Origin of the sequence: Streptomyces antnestii (assembly GCF_004005495.1) — a bacterium.
In the GTDB taxonomy this organism is placed as follows: domain Bacteria; phylum Actinomycetota; class Actinomycetes; order Streptomycetales; family Streptomycetaceae; genus Streptomyces; species Streptomyces antnestii.
Genome location: NZ_RZYA01000021.1, coordinates 95,363 through 108,289, shown reverse-complemented (window position 1 = coordinate 108,289; position 12,927 = coordinate 95,363). Strand labels below are relative to the sequence as shown.

The following is a 12,927-nucleotide window of genomic DNA, read 5'->3' as shown; positions in this document are numbered from 1 at the left end:
ACCACACGACGACAGGAGTACGACGTGGGGACCGTAACGATCGGCGTTTCGATCGCGGTCCCGGAGCCACATGGCAGCCAGCTCCAGGAGCGGCGCGCGGGCTTCGGTGATCCCGCGGCGCACGGCATCCCCACGCACGTCACCCTGCTCCCGCCGACCGAGGTCGAGGACGGCTCGCTGCCCTCGATCGAGGCCCATCTCGAGGAGGTCGCGGGTTCGGGGCGGCCCTTCGGGATGCGGCTCTCGGGGACGGGAACCTTCCGTCCGCTGTCACCCGTCGTGTTCGTACAGGTCGTCGAGGGCGCCGAGGCCTGCACCTGGCTGCAGAAGCAGGTCCGTGACGCGTCGGGTCCCGTCGCGCGCGAGCTGCAGTTCCCGTACCACCCGCATGTCACCGTGGCCCACGGCATCGCCGAAGAGGCGATGGACCGGGCCTACGAGGAGCTCTCCGAGTACGAGGCCGCCTGGCCGTGCACCGGGTTCGCCCTGTACGAGCAGGGCGCCGACGGAATCTGGCGCAAGCTGCGCGAGTTCCCGTTCGGGGGCCCCGCCGTTCCCGCGCAGGGCCCCGGCCGTTCGAAGCGGGGCAGGCAGCCCGCGCGCTGACCCAGGCCGGCCGGTCTTCGCGCCCGGGCAGAACGGCGTGCGGCTCGGGCCGTCACACCGGCAGGCGCCGGAACACCGGGCGCGGCACATGCCGCAGCGCCGACATGACCAGGCGCAGCGCCCCGGGCACCCAGACGGTTTCCGACCGCCGCCGCAGCCCCGTCTCGATGGCCAGCGCCACCGCCTCCGGTGTGGTCGCCATCGGAGCCTCCGCCATCCCCTTGGTCATCTTGGACCGTACGAAGCCGGGGCGCACGACCATCACATGCACGCCCGTGCCGTGCAGCGCGTCTCCGAGGCCCTGCGCGAAGGCGTCGAGGCCGGCTTTGCTCGACCCGTAGATGAAGTTGGAGCGGCGGGCCCGCTCTCCCGCGACCGACGAGAGCACCACGAGCGAGCCGTGGCCCTGGGACTGCAGCGCGCGGGCACAGATGAGTCCCGCCGACACCGCGCCGGTGTAGTTGGTCTGCGCCACACGCACCGCGGACAGGGGCTCGTCCTCGTCGCGGGCCTGGTCGCCGAGAATCCCGAACGCCATCAGCACCATGTCGATGTCGCCCTCGGCGAACACCTTGCCCAGTGTCACCTCGTGGGCCTCGGAGTCGAGCGCGTCGAAGGCGACGGTGCGGGCGTCGGCGCCCATGTCGCGGAGTTCGGCGGCGGCGCGGTCGAGAGCGGGGGACGGGCGGCCGGCCAGCCACACCGTCCGGGTCCTGCGCGCCACGAGGCGGCGGGCGGTGGCGAGCGCGATCTCGGAGGTGCCGCCGAGGACGAGCAGGGACTGCGGGGTGCCGAAGGCGTCCTTCATGAGAACCAAACTCCAGAGGGGCGGGTCAGGGGATCGGTGCGAGGGGGCGGGCCCTCAGAGTCCGAGGCGGCGGGACAGGTCGGAGCGGAACACTCCGTGCGGGTCCAACCGCTCGCGCAGGGCCCGGAATTCATCGAGCCGCGGATACATGGCCGAGAGCAGTTCGGGCCGGAGCCGTGAGTCCTTGGCGAGGTAGATGCGCCCGCCGGCCGCGGCCACCTCCTCGTCGAGTTCGTCGAGGAACGATCCGAGTCCCGGCAGGTTCGCGGGAATGTCGAGTGCGAGCGTCCAGCCCGGCACAGGGAAGGAGAGCCATCCCGGATCTCCGTCGCCGAAGCGCTTGAGGACCGCCAGGAAGGAGGGGCACCGGCGCTCGGAGATGCGCTGCACGATATGGCGAAGAGCTTCCTCCTTGCCGTGTCCGACGACGAATTGGTACTGGACGAATCCACCGCGCCCATAGACGCGATTCCAGTGCGGTACGCCGTCGAGGGGGTGGAAGAACGTGGACAGCTTCTGGATCTGGCCGACGCGTGACGCGGGGGCCTTGCGGTACCAGAGCTCGTTGAAGAGGCCCACGGTCGTCCGGCCGAGGAGCCCTTCGGGTACGAACGCGGGCGCCGCCGGCAGCTGCCCGGGGCGGAACGTCAGCGGTGCCCTGCGCGCCCTCGGGGGGACGGCGTCCAGTGGAGCGTGATCGCCACGGGTGAGCACCGAGCGGCCCATCGACGTTCCGCGGGCCAGCAGATCGATCCAGGCGACCGAGTAGCGGTAGCGGTCGTCGGTCGCGGTGAGCCGGGCCATCAAATCGTCGAGGTCGGAGGCGCGTTCGGTGTCGACCGACATGAACGAGGTCTCGACAGGGAGGAGTTGGACGGTGGCCGTGAGGATGATCCCGGTGAGACCCATACCGCCGGCCGTCGCGTCGAACAGCTCGCTGCCGCGCTCCACGATCCGGACTTCTCCGTCGGCGGTGAGCAGTTCCAGTGCGAGGACGTGGCGGGAGAACGACCCGGAGACGTGGTGGTTCTTGCCGTGGATGTCGGCGCCGATCGCTCCGCCGACCGTGACGTACCGGGTGCCGGGGGTCACGGGGACGAACCAGCCCAGAGGGAGGAGGACTTCCATCAGGTGGTGCAGTGAGACGCCCGCGTCGCACAGTACGGTCCCGCCGGACGCGTCGATCGCGTGGACACGGTCCAGGCCCGTCATGTCGAGAACGCTGCCGCCGGCGTTCTGCGCCGCGTCTCCGTAAGCCCGGCCAAGGCCGCGGGCGATGTGGCCCCGGTGGCCCGGAGTTCCGCCCGCACGGACCAGGGCCGCCGCCTCGGCGTAGGAGCGGGGGCGCACGATGCGGGCGGCGGTGGGGGCCGTGCGGCCCCAGCCGGTCACCGGGACGGTGTCCAGGACAACTGAGGGTGCGGGAGCAGTGGTGCGAGCGGGATCGGCAGCCATGAACGCGACCGTATCGCCCATGGATAAGGCCTTCGTCCCAAACAGACCAAGCCCTCACTGAAATGGGTGATTGAGGGGGTGTCACGATAAATTGTCTGAGTTATACGGGTCTTGACCCGCAGAGTGAGCCACATGGACGACATGGACCGCCGATTGCTGTCGGCATTGCGCGACTGCGGTACGGACCGGCGGGTGGCCGCGGCCGCGCGCGCACTGTCCTGGAGCGGGGAGCACGGTGCGCTCTGGCTGGGCGCCGGACTCCTCGGGGCCGCGGTCGACCGGCAGCGGCGGGGGGCGTGGCTTCGCGGGACGGCGCTGACCGCCGCGGCCCACCTGGCCAGCATGGGGGTCAAGCGGGTCGTGCGGCGCCCGCGGCCCGGCGCGGAGCTCGGCGGGGAGCCGCTGGTCCGCACCGCCGGGCGGCACTCCTTCCCCAGTTCGCACGCCGCTTCGGCGGCCGCTGCCGCGGTGGCGTACGGGGCGCTGCGGCCGGCGGGGGCCCGGCTCGTCCCGCCGCTGGCGGCGGCGATGTGCGTCTCGCGCCTGGTCGTCGGGGTGCACTACCCCTCGGACGTGGCCGCGGGGGCGGCGCTCGGAGCGGTCACCGCGCGGCTCGGAGCCCACTGGATGGCCGGGGGTGCCCGGTGGTGACGGAACGGACCGAGCGAAGGGAAGGGGTGGCCGCTCAGGTGCGGCGGGTGGCGTCCACGGCTCTGTTGGACCCGCCGCGGGAACCGCAGGTGCCCGAGGCGCGCGGGCTGACGACGCTCGGGTTGCCGGCCGGGTTGTGGGCAGGGCTGCTGAGGACGGCGAGGCCCCGGCAATGGGTGAAGAACGTGCTGGTGGTGGCCGCGCCCGCCGCTGCGGGTGAATTGTTCACCAGGCACGCCGCGGTTCAACTGGCCCTGGTGTTCACGCTGTTCACGGCGGCGGCCTCCGCCGTGTATCTGATCAACGACGCACGCGATGCCGAGGCGGACCGGGCCCATCCGGTCAAGCGGAGCAGGCCCGTGGCCGCGGGGCAGGTGCCGGTGGCGGTGGCCTATGCGGTCGGAGGCCTGCTCGCGGTGCTCGCGCCGTCGGCGGCAGCGGTCCTCTGCACCCCGATGGCAGCGGTGCTACTGGCCGCTTATGTCGGGATGCAACTGGCGTACTGCGTCAGCCTCAAGCATGTGCTCGTCGTCGACCTGGTCGTCGTGGCCACGGGGTTTCTGATGAGGGCCATGATCGGCGGGCTCGCTCTGGGGATTCCGCTCTCGCGGTGGTTCTTGATCACGACGGGGTTCGGGGCGCTGTTCATGGTCTCGGCCAAGCGGTACTCCGAGGCCGTGCAGATGGCCGGGAAGGAAGGGGCGACGAGGGCGTTGCTGACCGAGTACACGACCGGCTATCTGCGGTTCGTGTGGCAGCTCGCCGCCGGGGTGGCCGTTCTCGCCTACTGCCTGTGGGCCATGGAGGAGGGCGGGGTGGCGAAGGGCAGCCTCTTGCCGTGGAGGCAGTTGTCGATGGTGCCCTTCATCCTCGGGGTCCTGCGCTACGCGGTCTTCGCGGACCGTGGCACGGCCGGTGAGCCGGAGGACGTCGTGCTGAAGGACAAGGCACTGGCCGTGACCGGCCTGGTGTGGGTGGCGATGTACGGGCTCGCCGTCGTGGGCTGGTGAGTGTGCCGAGGAAGGCGCGGGGGTGGTCGCGGGTGAAGGGGGTGGGGCCCGAGCTTGTGGCGTTCGCGGCGGTGGGGGGTTGCGCGTACGCCGCCGATCTGGGGCTCTTCGTGTGGCTTCGGGGGCCGATGGGGTGGGATCCGATCACCGCCAAGTCGCTCTCGTTCCTGGCCGGTTGCACGGTCGCGTACGTGGGGAACGCGCTCGGTACCTATCGGCACGCGTCGGCGGGGGTGTCGCGGCTGCGGCAGTACGGGGTGTTCTTCGCGGTCAATGTGGCGGGGGCGCTGGTGCAGTTGTCGTGCCTCGCCGTGTCGCACTACGGGCTCGGACTCACGTCGCAGCGCGCGGACACGGTGTCCGGGGCGGGGGTGGGCATGGTCCTTGCGACGGTGCTGCGGTTCTGGGGCACCCGGACCCTTGTCTTCCGGATGAGTCCGGTGAGACGTGCGAGAACGGTCAGGGAGGGAAGGCTGGGTTCATGGACTGGCTGAAAAAACTCCCTGGCGTGGGGCCGATCGTCGAGCGGCTCATGCGTACGCACGCCTGGTGCGCCTACGAGCGGCTCGACCGGGTGCACTGGAGCCGGCTTGCGGCGGCGATGACGTTCATCAGCTTCCTGGCGCTGTTTCCGCTGCTCACCGTGGCCGCGGCGATCGCGGCCGGCACGCTGAGCCCGGAGCGGCAGAAGACACTTCAGGACAAGCTCGCGGAGCAGGTGCCCGGCATCTCCGACCAGTTGGACCTCGGCGCCCTCGTCTCCAACGCGGCCACGGTGGGTGTGGTGGCGGGAGCCCTGCTGCTCTTCACCGGCATCGGCTGGGTCGGTTCGATGCGAGAGTGCCTGCGCGCCGTGTGGGAGCTGGGGGACAAAGAGGGGAACCCGGTACTGCGCAAGATCGCGGACGCCGGGGTCCTGGCGGGCCTGGGCGGCGCCGGTCTCGCCTCGCTGCTGGCGTCGATGCTCGCCTCGAGCGCGGTGGGATGGACCGCGGACCGGCTCGGGATCGCCCAGGGCGGATGGGGCGGTGTGCTGCTCAGAGCGGCGGCGTTCGCGGTCGCCGTCCTCGCGGACTTCCTGCTGCTGCTCTATGTGCTGACGCTGCTGCCGGGGGTTCACCCGCACCGGCGGCCGCTCGTGACGGCGGCGCTGATCGGGGCGGCCGGGTTCGAGCTGCTGAAGGTGCTGCTGGGCGGCTATATGAAGGGGGTGGCGGCGAAGAGCATGTACGGGGCGTTCGGTACGCCGGTGGCATTGCTGCTGTGGATCAACTTCACGGCCAAGCTGCTGCTGTTCTGCGCGGCCTGGACCGCCACGCGGGGGCGGCCCGTCGTGGTGGTGCTGGACGAGGGCGAGCCCGAGGGGGAGCCGGGGGAGCCGCCGGGGGAGGGAGCGGGGGCGGCACCGGCCGGCGCCGCCTGAGGCGGACGCTCCTCCGCTCCTTCCCTCCCCGTCCCCCGTGGCGGACTCAGCGGCGGGGCAGGCGGCGTACCAGTTCGGGCAGGGGCCAGCGGCGGTTGACGAGGAAGGCGGCCGCGGCCAGGAGGACCAGGGCGCCGCCCGTGACGGCCAGGGCGATACCGATGCCGCTGGAGCCGTTGCGGACGGAGGCGTGGGCCGCCGAGGCCTGGCCGGGGGCGGCCGCTCCCGCGTCGCCCTTCGGGCCGGTCGGGGAAGCGGTGCCGGAGCCACCCGTGTCGGCGCTCTTCGGCGGGACGAGCTGTCCCACCGGGGTGACCTTGCCGTCGGCCTGGAAGCCCCAGTCGAGGAGGCGGGCGGTCTCCTGGTAGACGGCGTGGCTCTCGGTGGAGTCGGGGTTCATGACGGTGACGAGGAGGACCCTGCCGTCGCGTTCGGCGACGCCGGTGAAGGTGGCGCCGGCGTTGGTGGTGTTGCCGTTCTTGACGCCGGCGATGCCCTTGTAGGGGTTGAGGCCGTAGTCGCCGGTGATGAGCCGGTTGGTGTTCTGGATCGCGAAGGTGCCGGTGGTCTTCCCCTTCTTCTGCGACTTGGGGAACTTCGCGGTCGCCGTCGCGCAGTACTCGCGGAAGTCCTTCTTCTGCAGACCGGAGCGGGCGAAGAGGGTGAGGTCGTATGCGGAGGAGACCTGGCCGGGGGCGTCGTAGCCGTCGGGGCTGATCACGTGGGTGTCGAGGGCCTGGAGCTCGTCGGCGTGGGACTGCATGTCCTTGACGGTCTGCGGGACGCCGCCGTTGAGGGCGGACAGGACGTGGACCGCGTCGTTGCCGGAGCGCAGGAACACGCCGAGCCACAGGTCGTGGACGGTGTAGGTGTAGTTCTCCTTGACGCCGACCATGCTGGAGCCCGCGCCGATGCCGGCCAGGTCGGAGGCGACGACCTTGTGGGTCTGCGTCTTCGGGAACTTCGGGAGGACAGTGTCCGCGAAGAGCATCTTGAGGGTGCTCGCCGGGGGCAGTCGCCAGTGGGCGTTGTGCGAGGCGAGGACCTGGCCCGACTCGGCGTCCGTGACGATCCAGGAGCGTGCGGTCAGGTCCTTGGGCAGGACGGGGGCGCCGTTCTGCAGGTTCACCTGTGTGCCCGGCCTGCCCAGTTGGGCGCCGCCCACCGTCGACATCGAGGCCGGCGGCTTCGCCTTGTCCTTGGACCCGGGCTTCCCGTCGGCCAGCGCGGGCGTCACGCAGCTCACCGCGAGCAGCGCGGCGGAGGCGGCCACGGACGCGGCTACCAGGGCGACGCGCCGCCCGGCGGGCTTCGGACCCCCGGTAGCGGCGGTGACGTCGGAGACAGTAGTGAAATACGACTCATTCGCAGGCACGGTCGTGAACGTACATGGCCCGTGCCGGTAAGTCTTCGCCGAGGTGTCCTGTGTCCCCGTCTCCCCACCCCGGCGGCGGTGCGGAAGGAACACTCGCGATACTGAGGGTATGAAGCTCAGCCGCCCCGTCTCCTGGTTCCTGCTCGCCTTCGGTGTCTGGAGCTGGGTCATCTGGGTCACTTTCATTAAGAACCTGTGGAAGGACGGGAGCGGGCTCGCGTTCGACGACGCCGGCCACCCGACCGCCTACTTCTGGGTGCACCTGACGCTTGCCGTCGTCTCCTTTGTCTTGGGGACGGTGGTGGGGGTCATCGGGTTCCGTGGACTGCGCGCGTTGCGACGTGCGTGACACGGGGAACGGCACGCCACAACGGGGAAGGAGCGCGGCGCGTTGATCGCCGTCTTAGTGGTCGTCGGGGTCGCCTCGCTCGCGGCCTTCGCCGGTCTGCACTGGTACGCGTGGCGCCGCCTCGTGCGCGACACGACGGTCCGCGCCGGGCTCGCGCGGCGCGCGGGGACGGCCGTGTTCGTGCTGGGGCCGCTGCTGATGTTCGCGGCGGTGGCGAGCGAGCGGGCGGGTGCGCCGTTCTGGTTGCAGCAGGTCCTGGCCTGGCCAGGGTTCCTGTGGATGGCCTTCTCGATCTACCTGGTCCTCGCGGTCCTCGCGGGTGAACTCGTACGGCCCCTGCTGCGGCGCCACCTCGACCGCAGGTCCGCGGCGCAGGCCCCGGAGGCGGGGCCGGTGCGGGAGCCCGAGCCCGTACTGGTTCCGACGGCCGAGCCGCAGACGCCCACCCCGCCCCCGACTCCCGCCCCCGTCTCCGCGTCCGGCCCCTCCCGGCGGCTCTTCGTCTCCCGGGTCGTCGGCGGAGCCGCAGCCGTCGCCGCCACCGGCATCGTCGGGAACGGCGCGTACGGAGTGCTGCGCGGGCCCAGGGTGAAGCGGGTCACCGTTCCACTGGCCCGGCTGCCGCGCGCCGCGCACGGGTTCCGGATCGCGGTCGTGAGCGACATCCACCTGGGGCCCGTTCTGGGTCGGGGCTTCGCCCAGAAGGTGGTCGACACGATCAACTCCACGCAGCCCGACCTGATCGCCGTCGTCGGAGACCTGGTCGACGGGAGCGTCGAGGATCTGGCGCCGGCCGTCGCGCCGCTCGCGGGGCTGCGGGCCCGCCACGGCACGTACTTCGTGACGGGCAACCACGAGTACTTCTCGGGCGCCGAGCCGTGGGTCGAGCATGTGCGCGAGATCGGCCTGCGGCCTCTGGAGAACGCGCGCGTGGAGATGGGCGCGTTCGACCTCGCCGGGGTGAACGACGTGTCCGGCGAGAACTACGGCGACGGCCCCGACTACGACAAGGCGCTCGGTGACCGCGACCCCCGCCGCGCCGCCGTCCTCCTCGCCCACCAGCCCGTGATGATCCACGAGGCGGTGAAGCACGGCGTCGACCTCCAGCTGTCCGGGCACACCCACGGCGGCCAGCTCTGGCCGGGCAACTTCATCGCCGCCGCGGCCAACCCGACACTCGCGGGCCTGGAGCGGTACGGCGACACACAGCTGTACGTGAGCCGGGGCGCCGGCGCGTGGGGTCCGCCGGTACGGGTCGGAGCGCCCTCGGACATCACGGTCGTCGAGCTGGCGTCGAAGCGGGCCTGACACCGGCTGCGTCTTCGCCTCCGCCGGTACCGGCCTGATGCGTGAACGCCCGTACACCGGGCACGAACGCGGTCCCCGCGCAGGTCACCGCCACGGCCGCCGCCGCGATCCACAGCGGTGTCGCCTCGCCCCACGCGTCGGCGGCGAGCGGCGCGAGGACGTAGCCCAGCGGCATCGCGGCCAGCGAGAGCAGCCAGTCGTACGAGGTGACGCGGGCGAGGACGGCCTTGGGAACGGCGGCCTGGACCGCTGTCTCCCAGAGGGGATTGAAGAAGCCGAGCCCGGCCAGGGCGACGCCGGACGCGGCGGCGACCGCCGGGGCGGGGGCGTACAGGGCGAGCAGCCCCAGTGGCAGGACGTACGTGGTGAGGGCCAGGTTGCCGGTGAGGACCGGGCGGCGGGGGCGGGCCCGCCCGGACAGGAGTGAGCCGAGGAGCAGGCCGACCGCGCCCGCCTGGGCGATCACGATCCAGGCGCCGTTGCCGCCCAGCTCCTTGACGGCGATGGCCGGCCCGAGCGTGGCGAACACGGCTGCCGCGCCGTTCCACGTGGCGTGGGCGACCAGGCTCGTCCAGTACCAGCCGCGCGAGCGCACCTCGTGCCAGCCCTCGACCAGATCGGACCGCAGGGAGCGGCGGTCCTCAGCTGCGGCCGGTACCCGGTGGAGCCTCAGAGTGGCGAGCAGGGCGGCGCTGACGGCGAACGAGGCGGAGTCGAGGACGAAGGCCCAGCCGGGGCCCGCGGTCAGGACGAGCAGGCCGGCGAGCGCCGGGCCGCCCGCGAGCGTGGCGCTGCGCACGACGCCGAGCGTGGAGTTGGCGGCCTGCCGGTCCTGCTCGCCGACGATGCCGACGATGAGTGGGGCCAGTGTCGGCATGGCGAAGGCGGAGGCGGCTCCGCCGATCGCCTCGGCGGCCGCGATGTGCCACAACTCCGGCTTTCCGGAGAGGAGTTCGAAGGCGACGAAGAGCTGTCCCGCGCAGCGTACGAGGTCGGTGGTCAGGGCCACGGTGCGCGGGTTGAAGCGGTCGGCGATCACGCCGCCCAGTGGGAGGAGTACCAGCCGCGGCACCATCGCGCAGCCCAGGACCAGCGCGAGCGCCGAGGCGGATCCACCGGTGGCGGCCAGTACGGCGAGGGCGAGGGCGGAGGGGATGACGGCGTCGCCGACCAGGGAGAGGAGACGGCCGAGGAAGAAGCGGCGGAAGGAGGTGTTACCTAACAACGGGTGGCGGAGGCGGAGGCTGGGGCGGCGCGGCATGACGGCGAATGTATTTCGTCACCGAACTATTCGTCAACGAATTATCGGGCATCAAAATATCCGGCAGCGAAATATCTGGAAGCGAAAATATCTGGCACCGAAGTAACCGGCCGTAGACTGCCCTCATGGAACGCGACTGGACCGATGGGCATCTGGAGCGCTGGCTGCCGGTCATGCCGGAGCTCGACCCGGACATCGAGGGTGCGATCACGCGCGCGGGCGAGCTGACCCGGCATCTGCGCAAGGTCCGTGAACAGGCCCTGGCGGACGTCGAGTTGGAGCGCTTCGAGTTCGACACGCTGCACAAGCTCGCGGGCCGCGCCGGACGTGCGGCACCCTCGGAACTCGCCTCGGACCTGGGCCTCGCCCCGGCATCCGTCACCGGCCGCCTCGACGCCCTCGAACGCCGCGGCCTCGTCCTCCGTACGCCGTCCAGGACTGACCGGCGCCGGGTCGACGTGGAACTGACCGACGAGGGCCGGGCCATCTGGCGCAAGGCGCTTGACACACTCGGCGGCGAAGAGCACCGGGTGCTCGGCGTGCTGGACGCGAAGGAGCGCCGTCAGCTCTCTGACCTGCTGCGACGCGTGATGATCGCCGCCGAGTCGGGCCCGGCCGGACGCAGGTCCTGACCCCGCCCCGCCGTCACGCCCGCCCCGCCGTCACGCCCGCCCTGCCGTCAGGCCTGACGTCTCCGTCGGCCGCTCGGGCGCGCGCGTCGGCGCAGTGCCAGCAGGCCGCCGCCCGCGAGCACCGCGACCGCCGCCGAACCGCCGAACGCCCAGTCGTCCGTGCGGGACACGGCCGGAGCTCCCGCCGCCTCCGGCCCCGCGCCCGCCGCGCCCGCACCTGAGTCCGCCGCCCTCGCGCTCTCGGGCTGCTCGCTCAGCGGTGCGACCAGCGTGCCCACCGGGTCCGCCTTGCCCGCCGCCGCGAACCCCCAGTCGAGCAGCGCCGCCGTCTCCTCGTACACCGCCTCGTACCCGGCCCTGGGGTGCATGACGGTGACGAGGAGGGTCCGCCCGCCGCGGGTCGCCGCGCCGGTGAACGTGTTGCCCGCGTGCGACGTGTAGCCGTTCTTCACGCCTATGAGCCCCTCGTACGGCTGTACGCCCTGGCCGGTGAGGAGGCGGTCCGTGTTCTGTATCTGGAACGTCTTCTTTCCACCGGCCGGGAAGTCGGCCGTCTTCGTGGCGCAGTAGCCGCGGAAGTCGTCGTTCCTGAGGCCGGCCCGCGCGAACAGCGTCAGGTCGTACGCCGACGACACCTGCCCCCTGTGGTCGAAGCCGTCGGGGCTGACGACGTGCGTGTCGTTGGCCTGGAGGTCGGCCGCGCGCGCCTGCATCTGCCGGACGGTCTCGGCCACGCCGCCGTTCATGCTCGCGAGGACGTGCACCGCGTCGTTCCCGGACCGCAGGAACACGCCCTGCCACAACTGCTCGACCGTGTACGTGGTGCCGGCCTGGACGCCGACGAGGCTGCTGCCGTACGGGATGCCCGCGAGATCGGCGGCGGTCACCTTGTGGAGCTGGGTCCGGCCGAACTTCGGCAGCACCGTGTCGGCGAACAGCATCTTGAGCGTCGACGCCGGCGGCAGCGCGCGGTGCGCCTCGTACGAGGCGAGGACGTCGCCGGTGTCACGGTCGGCGACGAGCCACGACTGGGCGGCGAGCTTGGGCAGCCGGGGCGCGCCGGGCGCCACCTGTACACCGGGCCGGCCGAGCCGCGCCCCGCCGACGGCGCCGGGCGAGGCCGCCTCGGCACGGGGGCCGGGCAGGGTGACGGAGGCCGCTGCGCCGAGGCCGATGGCGAGCGCGGCGCGGCGGCTGACGTGGTGCGATGAAGAGGTGCCGGGCATCAGACGACGGTACAAGGACCGAATGAACCAAAGGTAAGAGCCCCCGGCCACCCCTTGAATCCCCCGATTCCCCCGATTCCCCAGCCCTACGCGATACCCCCTACCCCCTACCCCCTCACCCTTTCCCGGTCCGCGCCGCCGTCGACGCCTCCGTCATGCCCGGCAGGAAGTCCGTGAACAGTTCGTGCACCTCGAGCACCAGCGGCCGGAGCACCCGGAACCGGGCGAGCGCGACCCCCCGCGTCGTCAGCCGTGCCCCCCGCTCGGCGAGCCGCCGGCTCCGCTCGCGGCCCTCGGAGCTGTCGAAGACCCAGTACAGGACGAGCCCCATCTGGGACAGCCACATCAACTCCGGCAGGATCGCGGCCAGTTCGGCCGGGACCTTGGCCTTCGAGCCCGCGAGGACCTCGCGGTGCACGTCGATCGCCGTCTCGCGCGCGTGCTCGGACTCGGGCGAGAAGGGGCTGAGCGGGCTGGTCGGATCCGCCGCGGTCTTGAAGAACTGGGCCGCGAACTCGTGGTACGGCTCCGCGATGTCCAGCCAGGCGCGCAGCACCCCCGCGAGCCGCTTCTCCAGGTCCGTCTCGCGGTCGAGCACGGACCGTACGGCCGTCCGGTGCTCGGCGGCGATCTGGTCGTAGAACCCCTGGATGAGGTGTTCCTTGCCGCCGAAGTAGTAGTACGCGTTGCCGACGGAGACCCCCGCCTCCTTGGCGATCGCCCGCATCGTCGTCTTGTCGTAGCCCCGCTCCCGGAACAACCGCATCGCGGTCTCCAGGATCAGCGCCCGCGTCTGCTCACTCTTGGCGGGGCTCTTGGTGGG

At 71.9% G+C, this 12,927-nt stretch carries 15 protein-coding genes; 8 read left to right on the top strand and 7 right to left on the bottom strand.

From position 1 onward, the window contains the following. Positions 1–24 precede the first annotated feature (24 nt). The gene (locus EOT10_RS32520; RefSeq protein WP_127831977.1) at positions 25–606 is read left to right on the top strand and encodes a 2'-5' RNA ligase family protein; all 582 of its coding nucleotides are present in this window, start codon (positions 25–27) and stop codon (positions 604–606) included. A gap of 52 nt (positions 607–658) precedes the next feature. Here EOT10_RS32520 and dprE2 read toward each other — a convergent pair whose 3' ends face one another. Beyond that, positions 659–1,414, bottom strand: coding sequence for a decaprenylphospho-beta-D-erythro-pentofuranosid-2-ulose 2-reductase (gene dprE2 / locus EOT10_RS32515; RefSeq protein WP_127831976.1), 756 nt, complete (start codon positions 1,412–1,414; stop codon positions 659–661). A gap of 54 nt (positions 1,415–1,468) precedes the next feature. Next, a complete protein-coding gene (gene dprE1, locus EOT10_RS32510) occupies positions 1,469–2,869 on the bottom strand; it encodes a decaprenylphosphoryl-beta-D-ribose oxidase (RefSeq protein WP_127831975.1) in 1,401 nt (466 codons plus the stop codon). A 132-nt stretch (positions 2,870–3,001) separates the two neighbouring features. On the opposite strand from dprE1, the gene EOT10_RS32505 reads away from it, so the two are divergent. Further along, positions 3,002–3,520, top strand: a complete 519-nt coding sequence (locus EOT10_RS32505) for a phosphatase PAP2 family protein (RefSeq protein ID WP_189492343.1) — start codon at positions 3,002–3,004, stop codon at positions 3,518–3,520. A gap of 34 nt (positions 3,521–3,554) precedes the next feature. Here EOT10_RS32505 and EOT10_RS42225 read toward each other — a convergent pair whose 3' ends face one another. Continuing rightward, positions 3,555–3,749 (bottom strand): hypothetical protein, encoded by a 195-nt coding sequence (locus EOT10_RS42225; RefSeq protein ID WP_223281347.1) that lies wholly within the window; start codon positions 3,747–3,749, stop codon positions 3,555–3,557. Between EOT10_RS42225 and EOT10_RS32500 the strand changes: the two genes are divergently transcribed. The 3 genes from EOT10_RS32500 to EOT10_RS32490 are packed head-to-tail and all read left to right on the top strand — an operon-like array spanning position 3,655 to position 5,953. Beyond that, positions 3,655–4,530, top strand: a complete 876-nt coding sequence (locus EOT10_RS32500) for a decaprenyl-phosphate phosphoribosyltransferase (protein ID WP_223281345.1) — start codon at positions 3,655–3,657, stop codon at positions 4,528–4,530. The two genes, EOT10_RS42225 and EOT10_RS32500, sit on opposite strands and share 95 nt — an antisense overlap. Positions 4,531–4,571: 41 nt before the next feature. Beyond that, complete coding sequence (locus EOT10_RS32495) at positions 4,572–5,024, top strand: GtrA family protein (RefSeq protein ID WP_223281335.1); 453 nt, start codon at positions 4,572–4,574, stop codon at positions 5,022–5,024. After that, positions 5,012–5,953 carry a YihY/virulence factor BrkB family protein gene (locus EOT10_RS32490; protein ID WP_127831972.1) on the top strand — a complete coding sequence of 314 codons (942 nt, stop codon included), beginning with the start codon at positions 5,012–5,014 and terminating at the stop codon, positions 5,951–5,953. Before EOT10_RS32495 ends, EOT10_RS32490 begins: the two co-directional genes overlap by 13 nt. Positions 5,954–5,999: 46 nt before the next feature. On the opposite strand, the gene EOT10_RS32485 is transcribed toward EOT10_RS32490, so the two are convergent. Further along, positions 6,000–7,499 (bottom strand): D-alanyl-D-alanine carboxypeptidase, encoded by a 1,500-nt coding sequence (locus EOT10_RS32485; RefSeq protein WP_127831971.1) that lies wholly within the window; start codon positions 7,497–7,499, stop codon positions 6,000–6,002. Between EOT10_RS32485 and EOT10_RS32480 the strand changes: the two genes are divergently transcribed. Beyond that, positions 7,438–7,677 (top strand): SCO4848 family membrane protein, encoded by a 240-nt coding sequence (locus EOT10_RS32480; RefSeq protein ID WP_127831970.1) that lies wholly within the window; start codon positions 7,438–7,440, stop codon positions 7,675–7,677. The genes EOT10_RS32485 and EOT10_RS32480 overlap by 62 nt on opposite strands. A 42-nt stretch (positions 7,678–7,719) precedes the next feature. Continuing rightward, complete coding sequence (locus EOT10_RS32475) at positions 7,720–8,985, top strand: metallophosphoesterase (protein ID WP_127831969.1); 1,266 nt, start codon at positions 7,720–7,722, stop codon at positions 8,983–8,985. Here EOT10_RS32475 and EOT10_RS32470 read toward each other — a convergent pair. After that, positions 8,951–10,246 (bottom strand): MFS transporter, encoded by a 1,296-nt coding sequence (locus EOT10_RS32470; protein ID WP_127831968.1) that lies wholly within the window; start codon positions 10,244–10,246, stop codon positions 8,951–8,953. The two genes, EOT10_RS32475 and EOT10_RS32470, sit on opposite strands and share 35 nt — an antisense overlap. A gap of 125 nt (positions 10,247–10,371) precedes the next feature. Here EOT10_RS32470 and EOT10_RS32465 point away from each other — a divergent pair, with 125 nt between their 5' ends. Next, on the top strand, positions 10,372–10,878 hold the full coding sequence (locus EOT10_RS32465) for a MarR family winged helix-turn-helix transcriptional regulator (RefSeq protein WP_127831967.1): 507 nt from the start codon (positions 10,372–10,374) through the stop codon (positions 10,876–10,878). Between the two features lie 47 nt (positions 10,879–10,925). On the opposite strand, the gene EOT10_RS32460 is transcribed toward EOT10_RS32465, so the two are convergent. Both EOT10_RS32460 and EOT10_RS32455 read right to left on the bottom strand, forming a co-directional pair. After that, on the bottom strand, positions 10,926–12,104 hold the full coding sequence (locus EOT10_RS32460) for a D-alanyl-D-alanine carboxypeptidase family protein (protein WP_127831966.1): 1,179 nt from the start codon (positions 12,102–12,104) through the stop codon (positions 10,926–10,928). A 115-nt stretch (positions 12,105–12,219) separates the two neighbouring features. Continuing rightward, a complete protein-coding gene (locus EOT10_RS32455) occupies positions 12,220–12,870 on the bottom strand; it encodes a TetR/AcrR family transcriptional regulator (RefSeq protein ID WP_223281344.1) in 651 nt (216 codons plus the stop codon). Positions 12,871–12,927: the final 57 nt, after the last annotated feature.

What these genes read in the sequence shown, in the direction of transcription:
- dprE2 (WP_127831976.1), bottom strand. Translation starts at nt 1,414, where the DNA reads ATGAAGGACGCCTTCGGCACCCCGCAGTCCCTGCTCGTCCTCGGCGGC.
- dprE1 (WP_127831975.1), bottom strand. Translation starts at nt 2,869, where the DNA reads ATGGCTGCCGATCCCGCTCGCACCACTGCTCCCGCACCCTCAGTTGTC.
- EOT10_RS32505 (WP_189492343.1), top strand. Translation starts at nt 3,002, where the DNA reads ATGGACGACATGGACCGCCGATTGCTGTCGGCATTGCGCGACTGCGGT.
- EOT10_RS32490 (WP_127831972.1), top strand. Translation starts at nt 5,012, where the DNA reads ATGGACTGGCTGAAAAAACTCCCTGGCGTGGGGCCGATCGTCGAGCGG.
- EOT10_RS32480 (WP_127831970.1), top strand. Translation starts at nt 7,438, where the DNA reads ATGAAGCTCAGCCGCCCCGTCTCCTGGTTCCTGCTCGCCTTCGGTGTC.
- EOT10_RS32485 (WP_127831971.1), bottom strand. Translation starts at nt 7,499, where the DNA reads ATGACCCAGCTCCAGACACCGAAGGCGAGCAGGAACCAGGAGACGGGG.
- EOT10_RS32470 (WP_127831968.1), bottom strand. Translation starts at nt 10,246, where the DNA reads ATGCCGCGCCGCCCCAGCCTCCGCCTCCGCCACCCGTTGTTAGGTAAC.
- EOT10_RS32465 (WP_127831967.1), top strand. Translation starts at nt 10,372, where the DNA reads ATGGAACGCGACTGGACCGATGGGCATCTGGAGCGCTGGCTGCCGGTC.
- EOT10_RS32460 (WP_127831966.1), bottom strand. Translation starts at nt 12,104, where the DNA reads ATGCCCGGCACCTCTTCATCGCACCACGTCAGCCGCCGCGCCGCGCTC.
- EOT10_RS32455 (WP_223281344.1), bottom strand. Translation starts at nt 12,870, where the DNA reads ATGCGGTTGTTCCGGGAGCGGGGCTACGACAAGACGACGATGCGGGCG.